General features: G+C 65.9%; 13 protein-coding genes. 7 read left to right on the forward strand and 6 right to left on the reverse strand.

Annotated elements, in window-relative coordinates; all coding sequences use genetic code 11:
- Positions 1-2: 2 nt before the first annotated feature.
- The 3 genes from IVB19_RS06615 (at position 3) to IVB19_RS06625 (ending at position 6,087) form a co-directional block, all read left to right on the forward strand.
- Positions 3-668, forward strand: a complete 666-nt coding sequence (locus IVB19_RS06615) for an aspartate/glutamate racemase family protein (RefSeq protein ID WP_247296136.1) — start codon at positions 3-5, stop codon at positions 666-668.
- Between the two features lie 126 nt (positions 669-794).
- Positions 795-4,100 carry an acetyl-CoA carboxylase family protein gene (locus tag IVB19_RS06620; protein WP_247821166.1) on the forward strand — a complete coding sequence of 1,102 codons (3,306 nt, stop codon included), beginning with the start codon at positions 795-797 and terminating at the stop codon, positions 4,098-4,100.
- A gap of 109 nt (positions 4,101-4,209) precedes the next feature.
- Positions 4,210-6,087 carry a sigma-54-dependent Fis family transcriptional regulator gene (locus IVB19_RS06625; protein WP_247296133.1) on the forward strand — a complete coding sequence of 626 codons (1,878 nt, stop codon included), beginning with the start codon at positions 4,210-4,212 and terminating at the stop codon, positions 6,085-6,087.
- 190 nt (positions 6,088-6,277) lie between these two features.
- Here IVB19_RS06625 and IVB19_RS06630 read toward each other — a convergent pair whose 3' ends face one another.
- Entirely contained in the window at positions 6,278-6,847 is a 570-nt protein-coding gene (locus IVB19_RS06630; RefSeq protein ID WP_204512308.1) for a flavin reductase family protein, read from the reverse strand.
- Positions 6,848-6,904: 57 nt separating this feature from the next.
- Entirely contained in the window at positions 6,905-8,002 is a 1,098-nt protein-coding gene (locus tag IVB19_RS06635) for an LLM class flavin-dependent oxidoreductase (RefSeq protein ID WP_018453642.1), read from the reverse strand.
- A 239-nt stretch (positions 8,003-8,241) separates the two neighbouring features.
- Here IVB19_RS06635 and IVB19_RS06640 point away from each other — a divergent pair, with 239 nt between their 5' ends.
- The 3 genes from IVB19_RS06640 to poxB all read left to right on the forward strand — a co-directional run bounded on the left by IVB19_RS06640 (position 8,242) and on the right by poxB (position 11,619).
- On the forward strand, positions 8,242-9,156 hold the full coding sequence (locus tag IVB19_RS06640) for a 2-dehydro-3-deoxygalactonokinase (RefSeq protein WP_018453643.1): 915 nt from the start codon (positions 8,242-8,244) through the stop codon (positions 9,154-9,156).
- Between the two features lie 13 nt (positions 9,157-9,169).
- Positions 9,170-9,802 carry a 2-dehydro-3-deoxy-6-phosphogalactonate aldolase gene (locus tag IVB19_RS06645; protein ID WP_204512306.1) on the forward strand — a complete coding sequence of 211 codons (633 nt, stop codon included), beginning with the start codon at positions 9,170-9,172 and terminating at the stop codon, positions 9,800-9,802.
- Between the two features lie 80 nt (positions 9,803-9,882).
- Entirely contained in the window at positions 9,883-11,619 is a 1,737-nt protein-coding gene (gene poxB / locus IVB19_RS06650) for a ubiquinone-dependent pyruvate dehydrogenase (protein ID WP_204512305.1), read from the forward strand.
- Here the strand turns inward: poxB and IVB19_RS06655 are convergent.
- Both IVB19_RS06655 and IVB19_RS06660 read right to left on the reverse strand, forming a co-directional pair.
- The gene (locus tag IVB19_RS06655) at positions 11,616-11,981 is read right to left on the reverse strand and encodes a hypothetical protein (protein ID WP_166517536.1); all 366 of its coding nucleotides are present in this window, start codon (positions 11,979-11,981) and stop codon (positions 11,616-11,618) included. The two genes, poxB and IVB19_RS06655, sit on opposite strands and share 4 nt — an antisense overlap.
- A gap of 69 nt (positions 11,982-12,050) precedes the next feature.
- Positions 12,051-12,959 carry a PaaI family thioesterase gene (locus IVB19_RS06660; RefSeq protein ID WP_204512304.1) on the reverse strand — a complete coding sequence of 303 codons (909 nt, stop codon included), beginning with the start codon at positions 12,957-12,959 and terminating at the stop codon, positions 12,051-12,053.
- A 148-nt stretch (positions 12,960-13,107) separates the two neighbouring features.
- On the opposite strand from IVB19_RS06660, the gene IVB19_RS06665 reads away from it, so the two are divergent.
- Positions 13,108-13,428 (forward strand): hypothetical protein, encoded by a 321-nt coding sequence (locus tag IVB19_RS06665; protein ID WP_204512303.1) that lies wholly within the window; start codon positions 13,108-13,110, stop codon positions 13,426-13,428.
- 38 nt (positions 13,429-13,466) lie between these two features.
- Here IVB19_RS06665 and IVB19_RS06670 read toward each other — a convergent pair whose 3' ends face one another.
- Together IVB19_RS06670 and atzD are read right to left on the reverse strand one after the other, a co-directional pair.
- Positions 13,467-14,936 carry an amidase gene (locus tag IVB19_RS06670; RefSeq protein WP_247296130.1) on the reverse strand — a complete coding sequence of 490 codons (1,470 nt, stop codon included), beginning with the start codon at positions 14,934-14,936 and terminating at the stop codon, positions 13,467-13,469.
- Between the two features lie 124 nt (positions 14,937-15,060).
- Complete coding sequence (gene atzD, locus IVB19_RS06675) at positions 15,061-16,173, reverse strand: cyanuric acid amidohydrolase (protein ID WP_247296127.1); 1,113 nt, start codon at positions 16,171-16,173, stop codon at positions 15,061-15,063.
- Positions 16,174-16,422: the final 249 nt, after the last annotated feature.

Raw genomic sequence — 16,422 nt, forward strand, 5'->3', positions numbered from 1 at the left:
GAATGAGCGCGCGCATTCTCCTGATCAATCCGAACAGTTCTGTGGCGACCACTGAGATGATGGTCGCCATCGCGAGGTCGGCCGCCGTGGACGGCTTCGACATCGACGGCGCGACCGCAACGCGCGCGCCGCAAATGATCGTGACGCCGGATGCGCTGGATGCAGCTTCCATCGAAGTTCTGGAGATCGCGCAGTCGAACCGGCATGCATGCGACGGCATCATCGTCGCGGCGTTCGGCGATCCCGGGTTGGCCGGGATCAAAGCCGCGGTTAAACGGCCCGCGGTCGGTATCGGTCAGTCCTCCATGCTGGCAGCCGCCGAGAACGGCCGTCGCTTCGGCGTGGCGACCACGACGCCGCTGCTGGAATCGAAGATCGACGCCGTGCCGGACGCGCTGGGGTTGCGATCGCGTTATACCGGCGCCCGCTTCGCCAAAGGCGATCCGCAAGACCTGATGGGCGATCCGGCGCGATTGCGTGCGGCGCTTGCCGGCGCGGTCGAGGCCTGCATCGCACAGGATGGCGCGGAGGCGGTCATCATCGGTGGCGGCCCGCTGGGCGAAGCTGCGTGCGAGCTTCAGCCGATGTTCACCGTGCCGATCATCGCGCCGATCCCGTCTGCCGTGGCGCGGATTATTCGCCTCATCACGGCGCGCGCGACCGATTGAAATTCCGGCCCGCGGGAACGGTCGTCGGGACCGCGTTCTTGCCCTTGACGGCCTCGGTTAAAGTGACGAAGCAGAACCATGGGACCTGCCGACCCGCGCTTGGGCACGCGGGCATGGAGACGCTGCATGTCGTTCAAGAAGCTCCTGATCGCCAATCGCGGCGAGATCGCCATCCGCATCGCGCGCGCCGCAGCCGATTCCGGCATCGCGACGGTCGCGATCCATCCCGCGGACGATGCGATGTCGCTGCATGTGCGGGTTGCCGACGAGGCCGTCGAAATCCCCGGTCGCGGCGCGCGGGCCTATCTCGACATCGAGGCCGTGGTCAAGGCGGCGAAGAGCGCAGGCTGCGACGCCGTGCATCCCGGCTACGGCTTCCTCAGCGAGAACGCTGCGTTCGCGAAGGCCTGCGCCGATGCAGGCATCGCCTTCGTCGGGGCCCGGGCCGCGGCGCTCGAGTTGTTCGGCGACAAGGTGGCGGCACGGCAACTGGCAAAGCGCTGCGGCGTCCCGATCATCGCCGGCACCAGCGGGCCGTCCTCGCTGGAGGACATCGCGGCGTTCTTCACCTCGCTCGGCAGCAACGCGGCAATCGTGATCAAGGCAATGGCCGGCGGCGGCGGGCGCGGCATGCGCGTGGTCGAGCGCGCTGCCGATCTCGCGGAGGCCTATGCGCGCTGCCAGTCCGAGGCCAAGGCCGCGTTCGGCTTCGACGGCGTCTATGCCGAGCGGTTGATCCGGCAGGCGCGCCATATCGAGGTGCAGATCATCGGCGATCGCGACGGCGCGATCTCCCACCTCTGGGAGCGCGAATGCACCATTCAGCGCCGACACCAGAAGCTGATCGAGGTGGCGCCGAGCCCGTCGCTCAGCGACGGCTTGCGTGGCCGTATCATCGCGGCGGCGAAGCAACTCGCCGTGGCCGCGTCGTACGACAATCTCGGCACGTTCGAGTTCCTGGTCGACGGTGCCGCCGAAGACAGTTTTGCCTTCATCGAGGCCAACCCGCGGCTTCCGGTCGAGCACACCGTGACGGAAGAGGTGCTCGGCCTCGATCTCGTCCGCGCCCAGCTCGCGGTCGCCGCCGGTGCCTCGCTTGCCTCGCTCGGCCTGGCGCAAGGCTCGATCCCGAAACCGCGCGGCTATGCCATGCAGCTCCGCGTCAACATGGAGACACTGGACGAGCTAGGCGCGACGCACCCGACCGGCGGCGTGCTCGCCGTGTTCGAACCGCCGTCGGGCCCCGGCGTCCGCGTCGATAGTTTCGGTTATGCCGGCTACAAGACCAGCGCCGCCTTCGACTCGCTGCTGGCAAAGGTCATCGTGCATACGCCCGGTGAAGCCTGGCACGACGTGGTCGCCAAGGCTTCGCGCGCCTTGCGCGAGTTTCGGATCGACGGCGTCATCACCAACATCGCCTTCCTCCAGGCGGTGCTGGCGCATCCCGACTTCAGGTCCAACCGCATCGCGACCGACTTCATCGATTGCAACATGGGCAAGCTCGTCGAAGCCGCGGATGGCGCGGCCAAACCACTTTATTTTGCAGCGACGGAGCGAAACGGCGGTCCCGGCACCGAGGCGCATACGGCACAGACCGTGCCCGAAGGCACAGTGATGGTCGCGGCACCCTTGCAGGGGACCATTGTCACTATTCAGGTGAAGGAAGGCGAGGTCGTGCGCCCGGGCCAGCAGCTCGCCGTGATCGAATCCATGAAAATGGAACATCTGGTCATGGCCGAGCAGGGCGGCCGCGTCACGAAGCTACTCGCCGGCGACGGTATCACGCTGATGCATGGCGAGCCGATCATGTATCTGGAGCCGCTCGACGTTGCGGCGGACGCGTCGGCAACGGAAACCGATGTCGATCTCGACCACATCCGTCCTGATCTCGCCGAACTGATCGCCCGCCAGGCCAACACGCTCGACGAAAATCGCCCTGCCTCCGTCGAGCGCCGCCGCAACACCAATCAGCGCACCGCGCGCGAGAATGTCGCGCAGCTCGTCGACGACGACTCGTTCATGGAGTACGGCAGCCTTGCGATTGCGGCGCAGCGGCGCCGGCGCAAGCTCGACGATCTCGTCAAGAACACGCCGGCCGACGGCCTCGTCATGGGCGTCGCGACCGTGAACGCCGAGAAGTTCGGTCCCGAAGGCGGGCGCTGCATCGTCGTGGCCTACGACTACACCGTGCTCGCGGGCACGCAAGGCCACATGAACCACAAGAAGATCGACCGCATGCTGACGCTCGCGGAAGACTGGCGCGTGCCGCTGGTGTTCTATGCCGAGGGCGGCGGCGGCCGCCCCGGCGATACCGACCGGCTCGGCATGACCGGGCTTGATGGTCCGTCCTTCGTGCAGTTCGCAAGGCTCTCGGGTCTGGTGCCGGTTATCGGCATCGTCTCCGGCTATTGCTTCGCCGGTAATGCCGCGATGCTCGGCTGCTGCGATGTCATCATCGCAACCAAAAACGCCTCGATCGGCATGGGGGGCCCCGCGATGATCGAAGGCGGCGGGCTCGGTGTCTATCACCCGGCCGAGGTCGGTCCTGTTACGTTCCAGTCGCCGAACGGCGTGATCGACATCCTCGTCGAGGACGAAGAAGAGGCAACATCCGTTGCGCAAAAATACCTATCCTATTTCCAGGGTGCGGTGACGGACTGGCAGGCCGCCGACCAGCGCCTGCTGCGCCGCGCGATCCCCGAGAACCGCCTGCGCGTCTACGACATCCGCAGCGTGATCGACCTCGTCGCGGATAAGGAGTCCGTGCTGGAGCTGCGCCGCGACTACGGTGTCGGCATGATCACGGCGTTGATCCGTGTCGAGGGCAAGCCGTTCGGCCTGATCGCCAACAATCCGCGGCATCTCGGCGGTGCGATCGACGCCGATGCCGGCGACAAGGCCGCGCGCTTCCTCCAGCTCTGCGACGCCTTCGATCTGCCGATCGTCTCGCTGTGCGACACGCCCGGCTTCATGGTCGGTCCGGAAGCCGAGAAGACGGCAATCGTGCGCCACGTCTCGCGCATGTTCGTGACAGGCGCGAGCCTGACTGTGCCGTTGTTCGGCATCGTGCTGCGCAAGGGCTATGGGCTGGGTGCACAGTCGATGATTGGCGGTGGCTTCCACGCCTCATTCTTCACCGCGGCCTGGCCGACCGGCGAGTTCGGCGGCATGGGCCTGGAGGGTTACGTCCGCCTCGGCTTCCGCAAGGAGATGGAGGCGATCGCCGACCCCGTCGAGCGCGAGACTTACTATCGCAACAAGGTCGCCGAGCTCTATGCCAACGGCAAGGCGGTCTCGATCGCCTCCGTGTTCGAGATCGACAACGTCATCGACCCCGCCGAGACCAGGCGCTGGATCATGGCGGGCCTGCGCTCGGTGCCGAAGCCGCCGGCGCGGACTGGGAAGAAGCGGCCCTGTATTGATACGTGGTGAGGGCGGTGCAGCAATTCTGATTGCGCTTCGCCGCGTTCCCGGTTCCCGATTGACATCCCCGCCTGCGGTGCCAGACTTTGCACAATAATGCAGGGTGGAGACGTCCGCGATGGCCAGCCTTTCGGCCTCGAACCATGTCGCCCGTGTCTTGTCCGTCGCCAATCAGGTTATAGACCGCTTGGCCGACGTCGATGCCTCTTCGCGCATTGCCAATTCCTGGCGGCGCTGCCTGGTCAGCCACAAGCTCGATCCCGGCCGTCAGGGGCCGCCGCAGACGCTCACCGAAGCCGAGATCCGTCACGTCGCCGAACCCATGGAGGAGACGATCCGGCTTGCAACACCGGAGCTCGACGACCTCGCCCGGGTACTGCGCGGTGCCGGTTATTGCGTCAACCTGGCAGACGTGAACGCAACCATGCTGTTCAGCCGCCTGCCCGGCGAGGCCGACGCACGACTATTCATGGACTGGAAGATCTACACAGGCTCGAATTTTTCCGAGGCCTCCGAAGGCACCAATGGGCTCGGCACCGCGCTCGCCGAGCAGAAGCCGATCCTGGTGCATCGCGACGAGCATTTTCGCGCGCAGTGGCACATGTTTTCCTGCGCCGTGACGCCGCTGTTTGACCAGGCGGGACGGCTCGCAGGCGCCGTGAACATCACCTCCTGCCGCGAGGACCTCGAACGCACCGCGCATCAGCTTGCGCTCGCGGTGACGATGGAGGCAACGCGGCGCATGGAGGGCGCGATCTTCCGCAGTCATTTCCGCAACGCCTGGATCGCGACCGTGCCGGGCGACGGCGGCGGCGGCCTGCTCGCCTATGACGACGATCGCCGCATCGTCGGCGCCTGCCGTTCGGCGCGCGCACTGCTGGGTCTCACCGACGGCTTGATCGCAGCCGGCATCGATCTGTCGCGCTATGTCAAATTCGACCATCCCGCCGCGCGCGACGCAGACGATCTCGTCGAACTGCGCCGGGCCGATGGCAGTTCACTAGGGCACGGCCATGTCGCGCCGCCGCTGCGGGCGAGGGCCTCGACCCGTCCGCTCGCGCCGCGCCGCGATGCACCGGTCGATCGCTTCGATGCGCTGCAGCGGCTCGCCGGACGCGATCCCAGCCTGATCAGGAGCGTGAAGCGACTTAGAAGCATCGGCGATCGCAATCTGCCGGTGCTGCTGCATGGCGAGACCGGCGTCGGCAAGGATGTGTTCGCCCGTGCCATTCACGCAGCCGGCAATCGCGCGCGCCACAACTATGTCGCGCTGAACTGCGCGGCGATGCCGGAAAGCCTGATCGATGCCGAGCTGTTCGGCTACGAGGCCGGCGCCTTCACCGGCGCACGCCGCGACGGCTCGAAGGGCCTGATCGTGCAGGCAGACGGCGGCACGCTGTTCCTCGACGAGATCGGCGACATGCCGATCGCGCTGCAGACGCGGCTGCTACGGGTGCTGGAGAACCGCGAAGTCTGGCCGCTCGGCGCGCTGAAGCCCGTGCCGGTCGACATTCGCCTGATCAGCGCCACCCATCGCGATCTCGGCCGCATGGCCGAGGAGGGCGCCTTCCGCACCGACCTATATTTCCGTCTGCGCGGCATGGAGGTGCGGCTGCCGGCCTTGCGCGAGCGCGCCGACCGCGACGACGTCATCCGCCAGATCGCTCACGAGGAGGCGCCGAATTGCTCGCTCTCGGACGAGGCCTGGGCGCGGCTCGCGGCCTATCCCTATCCCGGCAACATGCGCCAGCTTCGGCATGTGCTGCGGCTCGCCGGCTGCACGGCGGAGGACGACGTCATCACCGATGCCGACCTCGATCTGCCGCCGTTTGGTGGAAGGGCGGAGCCGGATCTCGCAGCGGCGGAGCGCGCGGCGATCGTCGAAGCCTTGCGCAAACACGGCGGCCGCGTGACGGAAACAGCGCGCGCGCTGAAGCTGAGCCGCGCCACGCTGTATCGCAAGATCAAGCAGTTGAAGATCGAGACGACGCAGTAGCGATCTTTCTTCCCTCTCCCCTTGCGGGAGAGGGCGGCTCGCCGCGAACGCGGCGAGACGGGCGAGGGGTATCTCTCCGCACTTGACTCTCTTGCTTCTGAGTCCGCGGAGAGATACCCCTCATCCGGGGCTTCGCGCCACCTTCTCCCGCAAGGGGAGACGGGAGCGGCAGCGAGCCTGCCGCCGCTCTCTACGAAAAATCGCTCCAGCTCAGATGTCGCGAGTCGAGGTCGCCGACTGTCACGGTGCCGCGGATTTCGCGCGGGGCGTGGAAGCTGCTGCGCAGATACACGAGCGGCGCCGCCCCGTCGGAATGCGATGCGCCGCGCACCTCGCCGACGAAGATCGAATGCGTCTTGGTCTCGAATTCCTGCGCCAGCACGCAGTCGAATGCGGCGACCGCATCGCTCAGCACCGGCGCGCCGGTCACCCCACGCGTCCACTCCCCGAACGCAAAACGGTCGTCGCCATTGACGCCCTTCTGGCCACTGAAGGTAAGCGCCAGGAGGGCGTGGTCCTCGTGCAGGAAGTTGATCGCGAACGCGCCTTCCTCGCGGATGCGCGCGTGCGCACTGGCGTTGCGGTTGACGCACACGATCAGGGATGGTGGCGAGTCCGACAGTGAGCAGGCCGAGGTCACCGTCAGCCCCGTGCGCTTGCCGTGCTCGGCGCCGACCGTCACCAGCGCGACCGCGCCGGCGCACTGGCGCATCGCCTGCTTGAAATTCTTAGCGTCGAAAGCACTGGCGTCCACCGTCACGCGGAAATCTCCGAAATGGATGTGGGTGCGGCACGATCGCGCCGCACCCGCGTCGGGTCAAGCCGCCTTCTTCGCGGAGCCGAGATGCTTCAGGCGCGGCATCACCTCGTTCTTCAGCAGCGACAGCGAGTGATGCCAGGCTTCAGCCTTGTGCTTGTAGTCGAAGCCGAACACCAGCAGCACGCCGAAGCCGCCGACCTCCTCGTAGATCTTCTCGATTTTCTCGGCGACGGTCGCTGGCGAGCCGACGATCCAGTTCCGCTTGGCGCAATATTCGACGGTGACGTCGCTATCGGGCACGTCGGGCGCGTGCTTCAGATAGTCCTTGAAGCCGAAATGGCCGAGCAGCGGCAGGAAGTACTCGCCCATCATCCGGCCCATCATGTCGCCGGTCGAGAGCCGCCACGCTTCCTCGTCGGTATCGGCGACGAACACCTCGCGCACCAGCCGCCAATCGGCCCGGTCCGGCTTGCGCCCGGTCTTGGCGGCACCGGCTACAACCGAATCCCAATGACTGCCGACATAGGCCGGGTTCAGGTTGAGGCTCATTGGAATGAAGCCGCGCTCGCCGGCGAGCTTCAGCGTGTCCGAGTTCTTCGAGAGCCCAGCGACGCCGATCGGCGGGTGCGGCGTCTGCAACGGCTTGATGTGGGGTTTCAAGAAGTCGAACATCGTGTCCGGCTTGGTCACCGTCCAGAATTTGCCCTTGTAGGTCCAGGGCGCGGGATCGCTCCACATCTTCAGAATGATCTCCAGCGCCTCGCGCGTCATGTCGCGGTTCTGTCCGCTCATGCCGTCGACATTGAACATGGCCCAGTCGCTCGGCAGGCCGCTCGCCGCGACGCCGAAATTGAGCCGACCTCCCGAGAGGTGATCGAGCATGGCGACGCGGTTGGCGAGCTCGGCCGGGTGGTGATAGGGCAGCAGGAAGCCGCCCGGCCCGATACGGATATTCTTGGTCTGCATCAGCGCCTGCGCGATCAGCAGATCGGGCGTGGGATTGGGTTCCCAGGGCGCGGTATGGTGCTCGCCGACCCAGGCCTCCTGATAGCCGAGCTCGTCGAGCCAGCGCATGACCTGCAGGTCCCAGTCGTTCCCTTCCTTCAGGCCGCACTCCGGCGGGTGCGAAGGCATCGTGAAATAGCCGATCTCCATGGGTTTCCTCATCTGATGTTGACGCGTCTTATTGCGCGGTTCACGGACGTGAGCAGGGTTGCTTGAGCAAGCGGTGTGCCACCGCTCCGCAAGCGGTGTGCCAGCGCTACAGCGGCTCAGTCCCGCGAGAAAACGCTGGTTTGCGGCGGCAATAGCCGATATCCCGTGGCGAATTTGCGGGCCGTCGTCTCATTGTCGCGAGACGGCGTCTTGCCGGTGAGACGAGGACGAGAACCGAGATGACCGAACCCGCTTACGTCGCGGTGGACTGGGGCACCAGCAGCTTCCGGCTCTGGTTGATCGATCGTACCGGCGTAGTGCTGGCCGAACGCCGCAGCGGCGAGGGCATGCTGGCGGCGGCAAAGACCGGCTTCGCGGCCGTGCTGCAATCCCATCTTGCCGCCGTCGAAGCACCAGCTCATCTGCCGGTTCTGGTCTGCGGCATGGCCGGCGCCAAGACGGGCTGGGTCGAAGCCGGATATGTCGATACACCCGCGCCGCTCGCGGCCGTCCTGGAGCAGGCCGCGCACGTGCCGGGCGAAGCACGCGATATCCGCATCCTGCCGGGTATCGCGCAGCGCGATACAAGAGCGCCGGACGTGATGCGCGGCGAGGAGACACAGCTGCTCGGCGCGCTTGGTCTCGATGCCGCAGGTGAGGCGCTGGTCTGCATGCCCGGCACGCATTCGAAATGGGTACGCCTGAAGGACGATACGATCGCGCATTTCTCCACCTTCATGACCGGCGAGCTCTTCAGCGTTGTGTCGCGCGAGACGATCTTGTCGCTTGCGGTCGCAGGCGCCGAAGACGCCGAGGACGTCGCGAGCTTCAAGGCGGCGGTGAGAGCTGCGTATGAGGCGCCGTCGTTCGCGGCCAATTTTCTGTTCGGCGCGCGCTCGCGTCAGCTTCTGTTCGGGAGCACACCGGCCGCGGCGCGCGAAACGCTGTCGGGCACTTTGATCGGCATCGAGCTGGCCGCCGGGCTCTCCGGCGCCGTGCCGAAAGCAGGCATTACGTTGATTGCCTCGGGGCGGCTCGCGATGCTGTACACGTTGGCTTTCGATGCGTTGTCGGTCACCGTGAACCCCGTCGATGCCGATGAAGCGGTCCGCCGCGGTCTGTCGATGGCGGCTGCCGCGATCTGGACGAAATGAGAGGACTGTTGAAATGAGCGTTCCCTTTCCGGCGATGAAGCGGCCACTGCTTGCGATCCTGCGCGGCGTGAAGCCAGAGGAAACGCAGGCCATCGTCGGCGTGCTGATCGAGGCCGGCATGACCGCGATCGAGATCCCGCTAAACTCGCCCGATCCGTTCCGCTCCATCGCCACCGCCGTCAAGCTCGCGCCGGCCGGCGTGCTGATCGGCGCCGGCACGGTGCTGACCACAGCGGATGTCGATCGGCTCAACGATGTCGGCGGCAAGCTGATGGTCTCGCCGAATGTCGATACGCAGGTGCTCACGCGTGCGCACCAATACGCCATGGTCACGTTGCCGGGCGTGTTTTCGCCGACCGAGGCGCTGCTGGCCGCGCGCTCCGGCGCCTCTGGCCTGAAGTTCTTTCCGGCAAGCGTGCTCGGCGCGTCCGGCATCGCCGCGATCCGCGCCGTGCTGCCGGCCGGCGTGATGATCGCCGCCGTCGGCGGCGTCTCCGACCAGAATTTCGCGGAGTACATCGAGGGTGGCGTGACGGCGTTCGGGCTGGGCTCCAACCTCTACAAGCCCGGCATGACGGTAACGGACGTTGCCGCTCGCGCAAAATTGACGATCGCGGCCTACGATCGGGCGATTGCGAAAGACTGAAGCGGCAATAAACAAGCCGTGATGTCGTCACGGTCGCACGTTATCCTATCTTGCTGCACCAGCGAGATCAGGAGACCGACATGGCGATCAACAATGTAGCCGATCTGTTCGTGGCAACGCTCGAACAGGCTGGCGTCAAGCGCATCTACGGCATCGTCGGCGACAGTCTGAATGCGCTGACCGAAGCGCTGCGGCGGCGCGGCACGATCGAATGGATCCATGTCCGGCACGAGGAGGTCGCGGCCTTCGCCGCCGCCGGGGAAGCGGAAATGACGGGCAGCCTTGCGGTGTGCGCGGGCTCGTGTGGTCCCGGCAATCTGCATCTGATCAACGGCCTGTTCGACGCCCATCGCAGCCGCGTTCCCGTGCTGGCGATCGCCGCGCAAATTCCGACCGCCGAGATCGGCAGCGGCTATTTCCAGGAGACGCATCCGCAAAACCTGTTCCGCGAGTGCAGCCATTATTGCGAGCTGGTCTCCGATCCGAGTCAGCTTCCCTACGTGCTGGAAAACGCGATCCGCGCGGCGGTCGGCATGCGCGGCGTCGCCGTTGTCGCCATGCCGGGCGACGTCGCCTTCCGCAGCCCACCCAAGCGCGCGCTGTCGACGGCGCGTGGCCTTGCGCTGTCGGCGCCGAAGGTTGTGCCGCAGGCGGATGAGTTGAAGGCGCTTGCGGATCTCCTGAACGGCGCCGAACGCATCACCCTGTTCTGCGGTCGCGGCTGCGCCGGCGCGCATGCGCCGCTGATGCAGCTTGCGGAAGCCTTGAAGAGCCCGATCGTGCATGCGCTGGGCGGAAAGGAGCATGTCGAATACGACAATCCCTACGATGTCGGCATGACCGGCTTCATCGGCTTCTCCTCCGGCTATGCCGCCATGCACGCCTGCGACGCGCTGGTGATGCTCGGGACCGATTTTCCCTACAAGCAGTTCTTCCCGACCGATGCCAAGATCGCGCAGATCGACATCCGTCCGGAAAATCTCGGGCGCCGCTGCAAGATCGACCTCGGCCTGGTCGGCGACGTCAAGCTCACCCTCGAGGCGCTGCTGCCGCTTCTGAAATCCAAGACGCAGCGCAAGCACCTCGACGATGCGATCGCGCATTACAAGAAGGCGCGCGAAGGCCTCGACTCGCTCGCCAAGGGCACGCCGGGCAGCAAACCAATCCATCCGCAATACCTGGCAAAGGTCATCAGCGACCATGCGAGCGATGATGCGGTGTTCACCGCCGATGTCGGCACGCCGACGGTGTGGGCCGCGCGCTATCTCGAGATGAACGGACGCCGCCGGCTGATCGGCTCGTTCGTGCACGGCTCGATGGCCAACGCCATGCCGCAGGCGATCGGCGCGCAGGCCGCGCAGCCCGGCCGGCAGGTGATCTCGCTCTCCGGCGACGGGGGCTTCACCATGCTGATGGGCGATCTGATCACGCTGACGCAGATGAAGCTGCCGGTGAAGGTGGTCATCTTCAACAACGGCGTGCTCGGCTTCGTCGCACTGGAGATGAAGGCGGCCGGTTTCGTCGACACCAATGTCGATCTGGAGAATCCGGACTTCGCGGCGATGGCGCGCGCGATGGGTATCTTCGCAAGGCGGGTCGAGGATCCCGGCGAGCTTCCAGGTGCGATGAAGGAGATGCTGGCCCACCACGGACCGGCGCTGCTCGATGTGGTCACCGCCAAGCAGGAGCTGTCGATGCCGCCGACCATCACGCCCGAACAGATCAAGGGCTTCAGCCTCTGGGTCTTGCGCGCCGTGATGAACGGCCGCGGCGACGAGGTCGTCGATCTCGCCAAGACCAATTTGCTGCCGCGCTAGCCGCGCTTGACCGATGGCACGGGCAGCCGCTCATGGCGGCGCTGGAAGCGTTGCCAGTGCAGCACGATCCCGATCAGCAGCGCCGGCACGAAGCCGAGCGCGATCAGAAAGTGGGGCAGCTGCGTTGGCGAGATGAACGCGATGCCGATGTCGGAGATCAGCCAAAGCGCGGCGAACATCACCGCGAAATCGGTGCGCGGGCAGCGCAGATAGTAGAACACGGCGGTGATGACGACGGCGGGTCCGATGGCGATGCCGATCATCACCGTCGTCAGCTCCTTCGGCGTCAGCGCGTCGAGCACCATCGCTGCCAGCAGCCAGAGCGCGGCGAACATGGCGATGATGTCGAGCGGATGCCGCAAGCCAATACCTCTCGTGAGGGGACGCGCTATCGTTGTGGCCCAGACCTTGGCCGTCAAGGGAAAATGCGCCTATTCCTCGTCGTTTCCGGGCGTCGGCCGCAGCATGAAATGGCCGAAGGCTGTGGCGATCGGCTTGTTCGCATCGTCCTGCCAGGCCCGTGCCTCGAAGGCGACGATGCGCCGGCCCTGTTTCACGATCGAGACGTTGGCGAACGTGTCGAGCGCGCGGCCGGAGCGCAGATAGTTGACGGTCAGTCCGATCGGCTTGGGCAGTGCGGTGGCGCCGAGTTCACGGGCCACTCCGAAGATCGCGGTGGTTTCGAGGAAGGCGCCGGTCATGCCGCCATGGATCGCAGGCAGAATCGGATTGCCGATGATCTTTGGCGAGAACGGCATCGTCAGTGTGCCGTCGTCGTTGACGCGAATGCCGAGGCAGCGTGCGAACGGGCTGTTGGCGAACGGGCCTTCCGGATCGTCCGGCGCCTCCAGCCTCGGGATGCCGGGCGAATCCATCCTGCGATCCGCGAGCATGTTGGTGCGGTTGGCGCCGATCATGAAACAGGCGGTCGCGGTCGCGACCGGATCGTCCTCGGACTCCTGATAGGCGGTGGAGCGCACGAAGGCAATCGAACGCGTGGTGCGGTAGCAGACCGAATGCGCCTTGATGTCGAGGCCCGGCGTTGCCGGCTTCTGATAGTCGATGCGCAGATCGAGCGTCGCGATCGCGCTTGTGCCGTCCAGCGCGAGTTGCACCGCCATGCCGCAACTCTCGTCCAGCATCGCGGTGACGACCCCGCCATGCAGGACGCCGGTCTCGGTGTCACCGACAAAGACCGGCCGGTAGGGCAGGCTGGACCAGGCTTCGCGCGGTGCGAAGCGGTCGAGCTGGAGCCCGCTGATCTGGCCGTAATCGGAGCGGCGACCCTTGATCGCCTCGGCGAGGTCCTCGAACGAAAGTGTGGTCGGTGAGCTGGACATGAGGACGTTCTAGACCAGTGGCGGGCGCGGCGCAAAACCCCGAATGCGCGTCCCACGGTGGGTGCCGGGGGCGGTTTGGCCTCGACAGGGCGGGCCGAAGCAACGATGGTGGGCGCCTCGTTCGTTCGACCAGCCGTAAGGAGTGCCCATGGCCGATCCCGAAACGCCCGTCACCAGCCAGGGGCCCGTCATCATTTCGACATCGAGCTCGGAGCGGGCGCCGATCATCTATTTCGACGGTGCATCCTGCTTCGGCCACCACAACGGCGCGATTCAAATCGAGCTTGCGGCGAACCTTCTGATGCCGGTCGGCGCCGCCGTCAGGGTTGATGTGGTCCAGACCGCGCATCTGCGTTGCAGCGTGGCCGCGGCGCTGGCTCTGCGCGAAGCGCTCGAAAAGGCGCTGGCAATGTACCAGCAGGGCCAGCAGCAGCCCCGGCCGGAGGAAATTCCCTCGGTGAAGAACTGAGGCCGTTCGCGGATCGCAAGTTAATGCGATCAACTCGCTCAGCTCACATGCACCTTCGGCTTCCTGCCGTCGTTCCACTTGCCGTCGAGCGCGCGCTCGATCTGGGCGGCGAGTTGCAGCAGGAGGCCGTCATTGGCCTGCTTCGCAATCGCCTGGATGCCCAGCGGCAGGCCGTGGTCCTGCGTGGCCATCGGCATCGAGATCGCCGGCATGCCGCAGAGATTGGCGAGCGGCGTGAAGGCGAAGAAGCGCCAAAGATTGCCGAACCAGTCGAGCACGTCGGGGTTGTCGGAGATGGTGAGATATTCCCGGGTGCCGACCTTCGGCGTCGGCAGCGCCGTGATCGGGGTCAAGATCACGTCCCACTGCTCGAAGAAGGCGCCGAAGGCGCGCGAGGTCGTGTTGAACACGCCTTGCATCTTCGCCCGCTCGGCGAAGCTCGTATGCCGGCCGGCTTCCCAGATCCGGATATTCATGGGTTCGATGAGATCTTCCGGCGGCCGTTCCAGTCCGCGCGCGGCGAGCATGTTGGAGATCACCACGGCAAAATTCGAGATGTAGCAGGTGGTCTGCGCCTCGAACGCGGCGCGGAACTCGAGTTCGGGCAGGGCGTAGTCGACGTGATGGCCGAGGCCTTCGAGGAAGCGGCCGGCCTTCGCCAGCTCGGCCGCGATCTCGGGCGTCGCGGTGTAGTCGCCCCAGCTGTGCGACAGCGCGATACGAAGCTTTGACGGGTCGCGCTTGATCATCTCGGAATAAGGCTGCGCCGTGGTCCAGAACGGCATGAATTCGCCGGGCGCCGCTCCCCTTGCATGGTCGACGAAGGCGGCGGTGTCGCGCACCGAGCGCGACTGGCAGCCCTGGATCGAGACGAGGCCGGTGAGATCGGACATGTGCGGTGCGAGCGAGAACACGCCGCGCGAGACTTTCAAGCCGATATTGCCGTTGACGCCGGCGGGAATGCGGATCGAGCCGCCGCCGTCAGTCGCGTGTGCGATCGGCACCACGCCGGCCGCGACCATTGCGGCGCTCCCGGCCGACGAGCCGCAGGTGGTGTAGTCGGTGTCCCAGGGATTGCGCGTGACATAGACGGCCGGATTGTCGGCCGAGCTGCAGACGCCGAACTCCGGTGTCGTGGTGCGTCCGATCAGGTTCAGTCCGGCCTGGCGGAATTTGCCGGTCAGGAACGTGTCGGCGCTGGCGCGATTGCCGCGCATTAACAGCGAGCCCATCTCCTGGAGCCGCCCCTTCATGGTCGGGCCGAGGTCCTTCATCAGGAAGGGCAGGCCTGCGAACGGGCCGGCGAGATTGGCGCCGTCCTTGGCCGGATCGGCGATCACGTCATCGAACAGCTCGACCACGCCCGACAGTGCCGGATTGACCTTGGCGACGCCCGCGGCGGCCTGGCGCGCCAACTCCTTTGCCGTGAGCTCGCCCTTGCGGACGCGCGCGGCCAGCCCCACGCCATCGTGCTGCGCCCATTCGTTCCAGCTCATCGGGAAAGTCATGCGATCCAAACCTCTTCGTGCGGCGCCACCTTAGTTTCGCACAGGAACACTTTAATCAACTGAGCGGCGCGAAGGGCAGGGTTGCGCCGGATGGAGAGGTAATCCCGAATTGCATGCGCGCGCATCAATTGGAGAACTTTGCGATCACCGCGACCGGGCCGCCGCCGGCTGGGCCCTGATGCTCGGCGCCGCCGGAGACGTAGACCGCACCAGTGCCGGCGAGGCCGGCAATCAACCCGCCAACGGCAGCCCGGGCGTGGCGTGTCGAGCTGATATCGGTATCTTCGAGCATGGTGTGGCGGAAGCCGCGCACGCAGCCATCAGGGGAGGCCTCGGCCTTAGCGAAGATGTTGACAAGCTTGCTGCCGGTCGTCGTCTGTTGCCCGGCACGGAGCCCAACGCTCTCCAACGCCGCAAGCACCGCCGCGGTGTCGATCGCATCGCTCATCACGGCATGCCCGATCTCGAATTCGCTCGTCGAGGACATCGAATTGCCGAGCACGATGACGACGTTATGCATGAGCTCGATCCCGGACGAGGTCGAGGCGACGTTCGAGAACAGATCGTAGCGTCGCAGCACGTCCTCATCACGAACGCCGGTTGCGATCTCGCCGAGCGCGACCGCAACGCCGAGTGCGGAAGCGCCGCGCGAATAGGCCATCGAACTGTAGGCGCTGGTCGTCGCTGTCTTGTGACCGCGCGCATTCGCCGCTTCGACGCGCTCGCTGGTGAGCAGCGGGCATTTGATCTGCACGAAATGGACGTCGGCGGGATCGGCGATCCCGGCATCCGCCATCGCGGCCTTCACGGCCTTGGCTGTCTCCGTGATCTGAGCGGAGCGGCCGAGCTCTTCAGGGAGAAAATCCCGCGTGTGCGCCATGCCGATGCTCAGGCGCTTGCCGGAGAGGCCTGCCGGGCGCTGTAGAATGTCCTGGCGCGTGAACACCGTGATGTGCGGGCTGAGCACGCCCTCGGTGCCGCCCGACATCACGAAGGCGATGCGTTGCTCGACCTCCTGCGGCGACAGCCCGAGCTGCGGCGCCAGCGCCGTGCACAGCGCGGCAACGGCATATTCCCGGGTAAAGTCGTTGACGCCGCCGTTGCCTTCGGTCTTGCCGAGGATCGCCAGGATGGATGCCGGATCGATCGCGCCGGAGCCGATCATGCTCATCAATCCGGAGACGTCGCCGGGGCCTCTGGTGGCGACCTTGAAGACGCCGACCGATGTCGTCCGCATTATAATCCTCACATGAAGTTCAGGAGTCCGGCAGACAAAACAGCCGCTGAACCGGGGCGCCTGTCAAGGTGTCGAGGCAATCCCCGTCGTCGTCCTGGCGAAAGCCAGGACGACAGCAGGACGTGCGCCGTCTGCGTAGCACCCACGATTGTGGCGAGATCGCATCGCTTCGACAAAAAATCCCTTGTCGACGGTCGTCCGCCGCACCTTGATGAATCAACCCCGATTGGTCCATAAGCGGCGTCCCGC

It is taken from the genome of Bradyrhizobium sp. 187, assembly GCF_023101005.1.
GTDB classification, from domain to species: domain Bacteria; phylum Pseudomonadota; class Alphaproteobacteria; order Rhizobiales; family Xanthobacteraceae; genus Bradyrhizobium; species Bradyrhizobium canariense_D.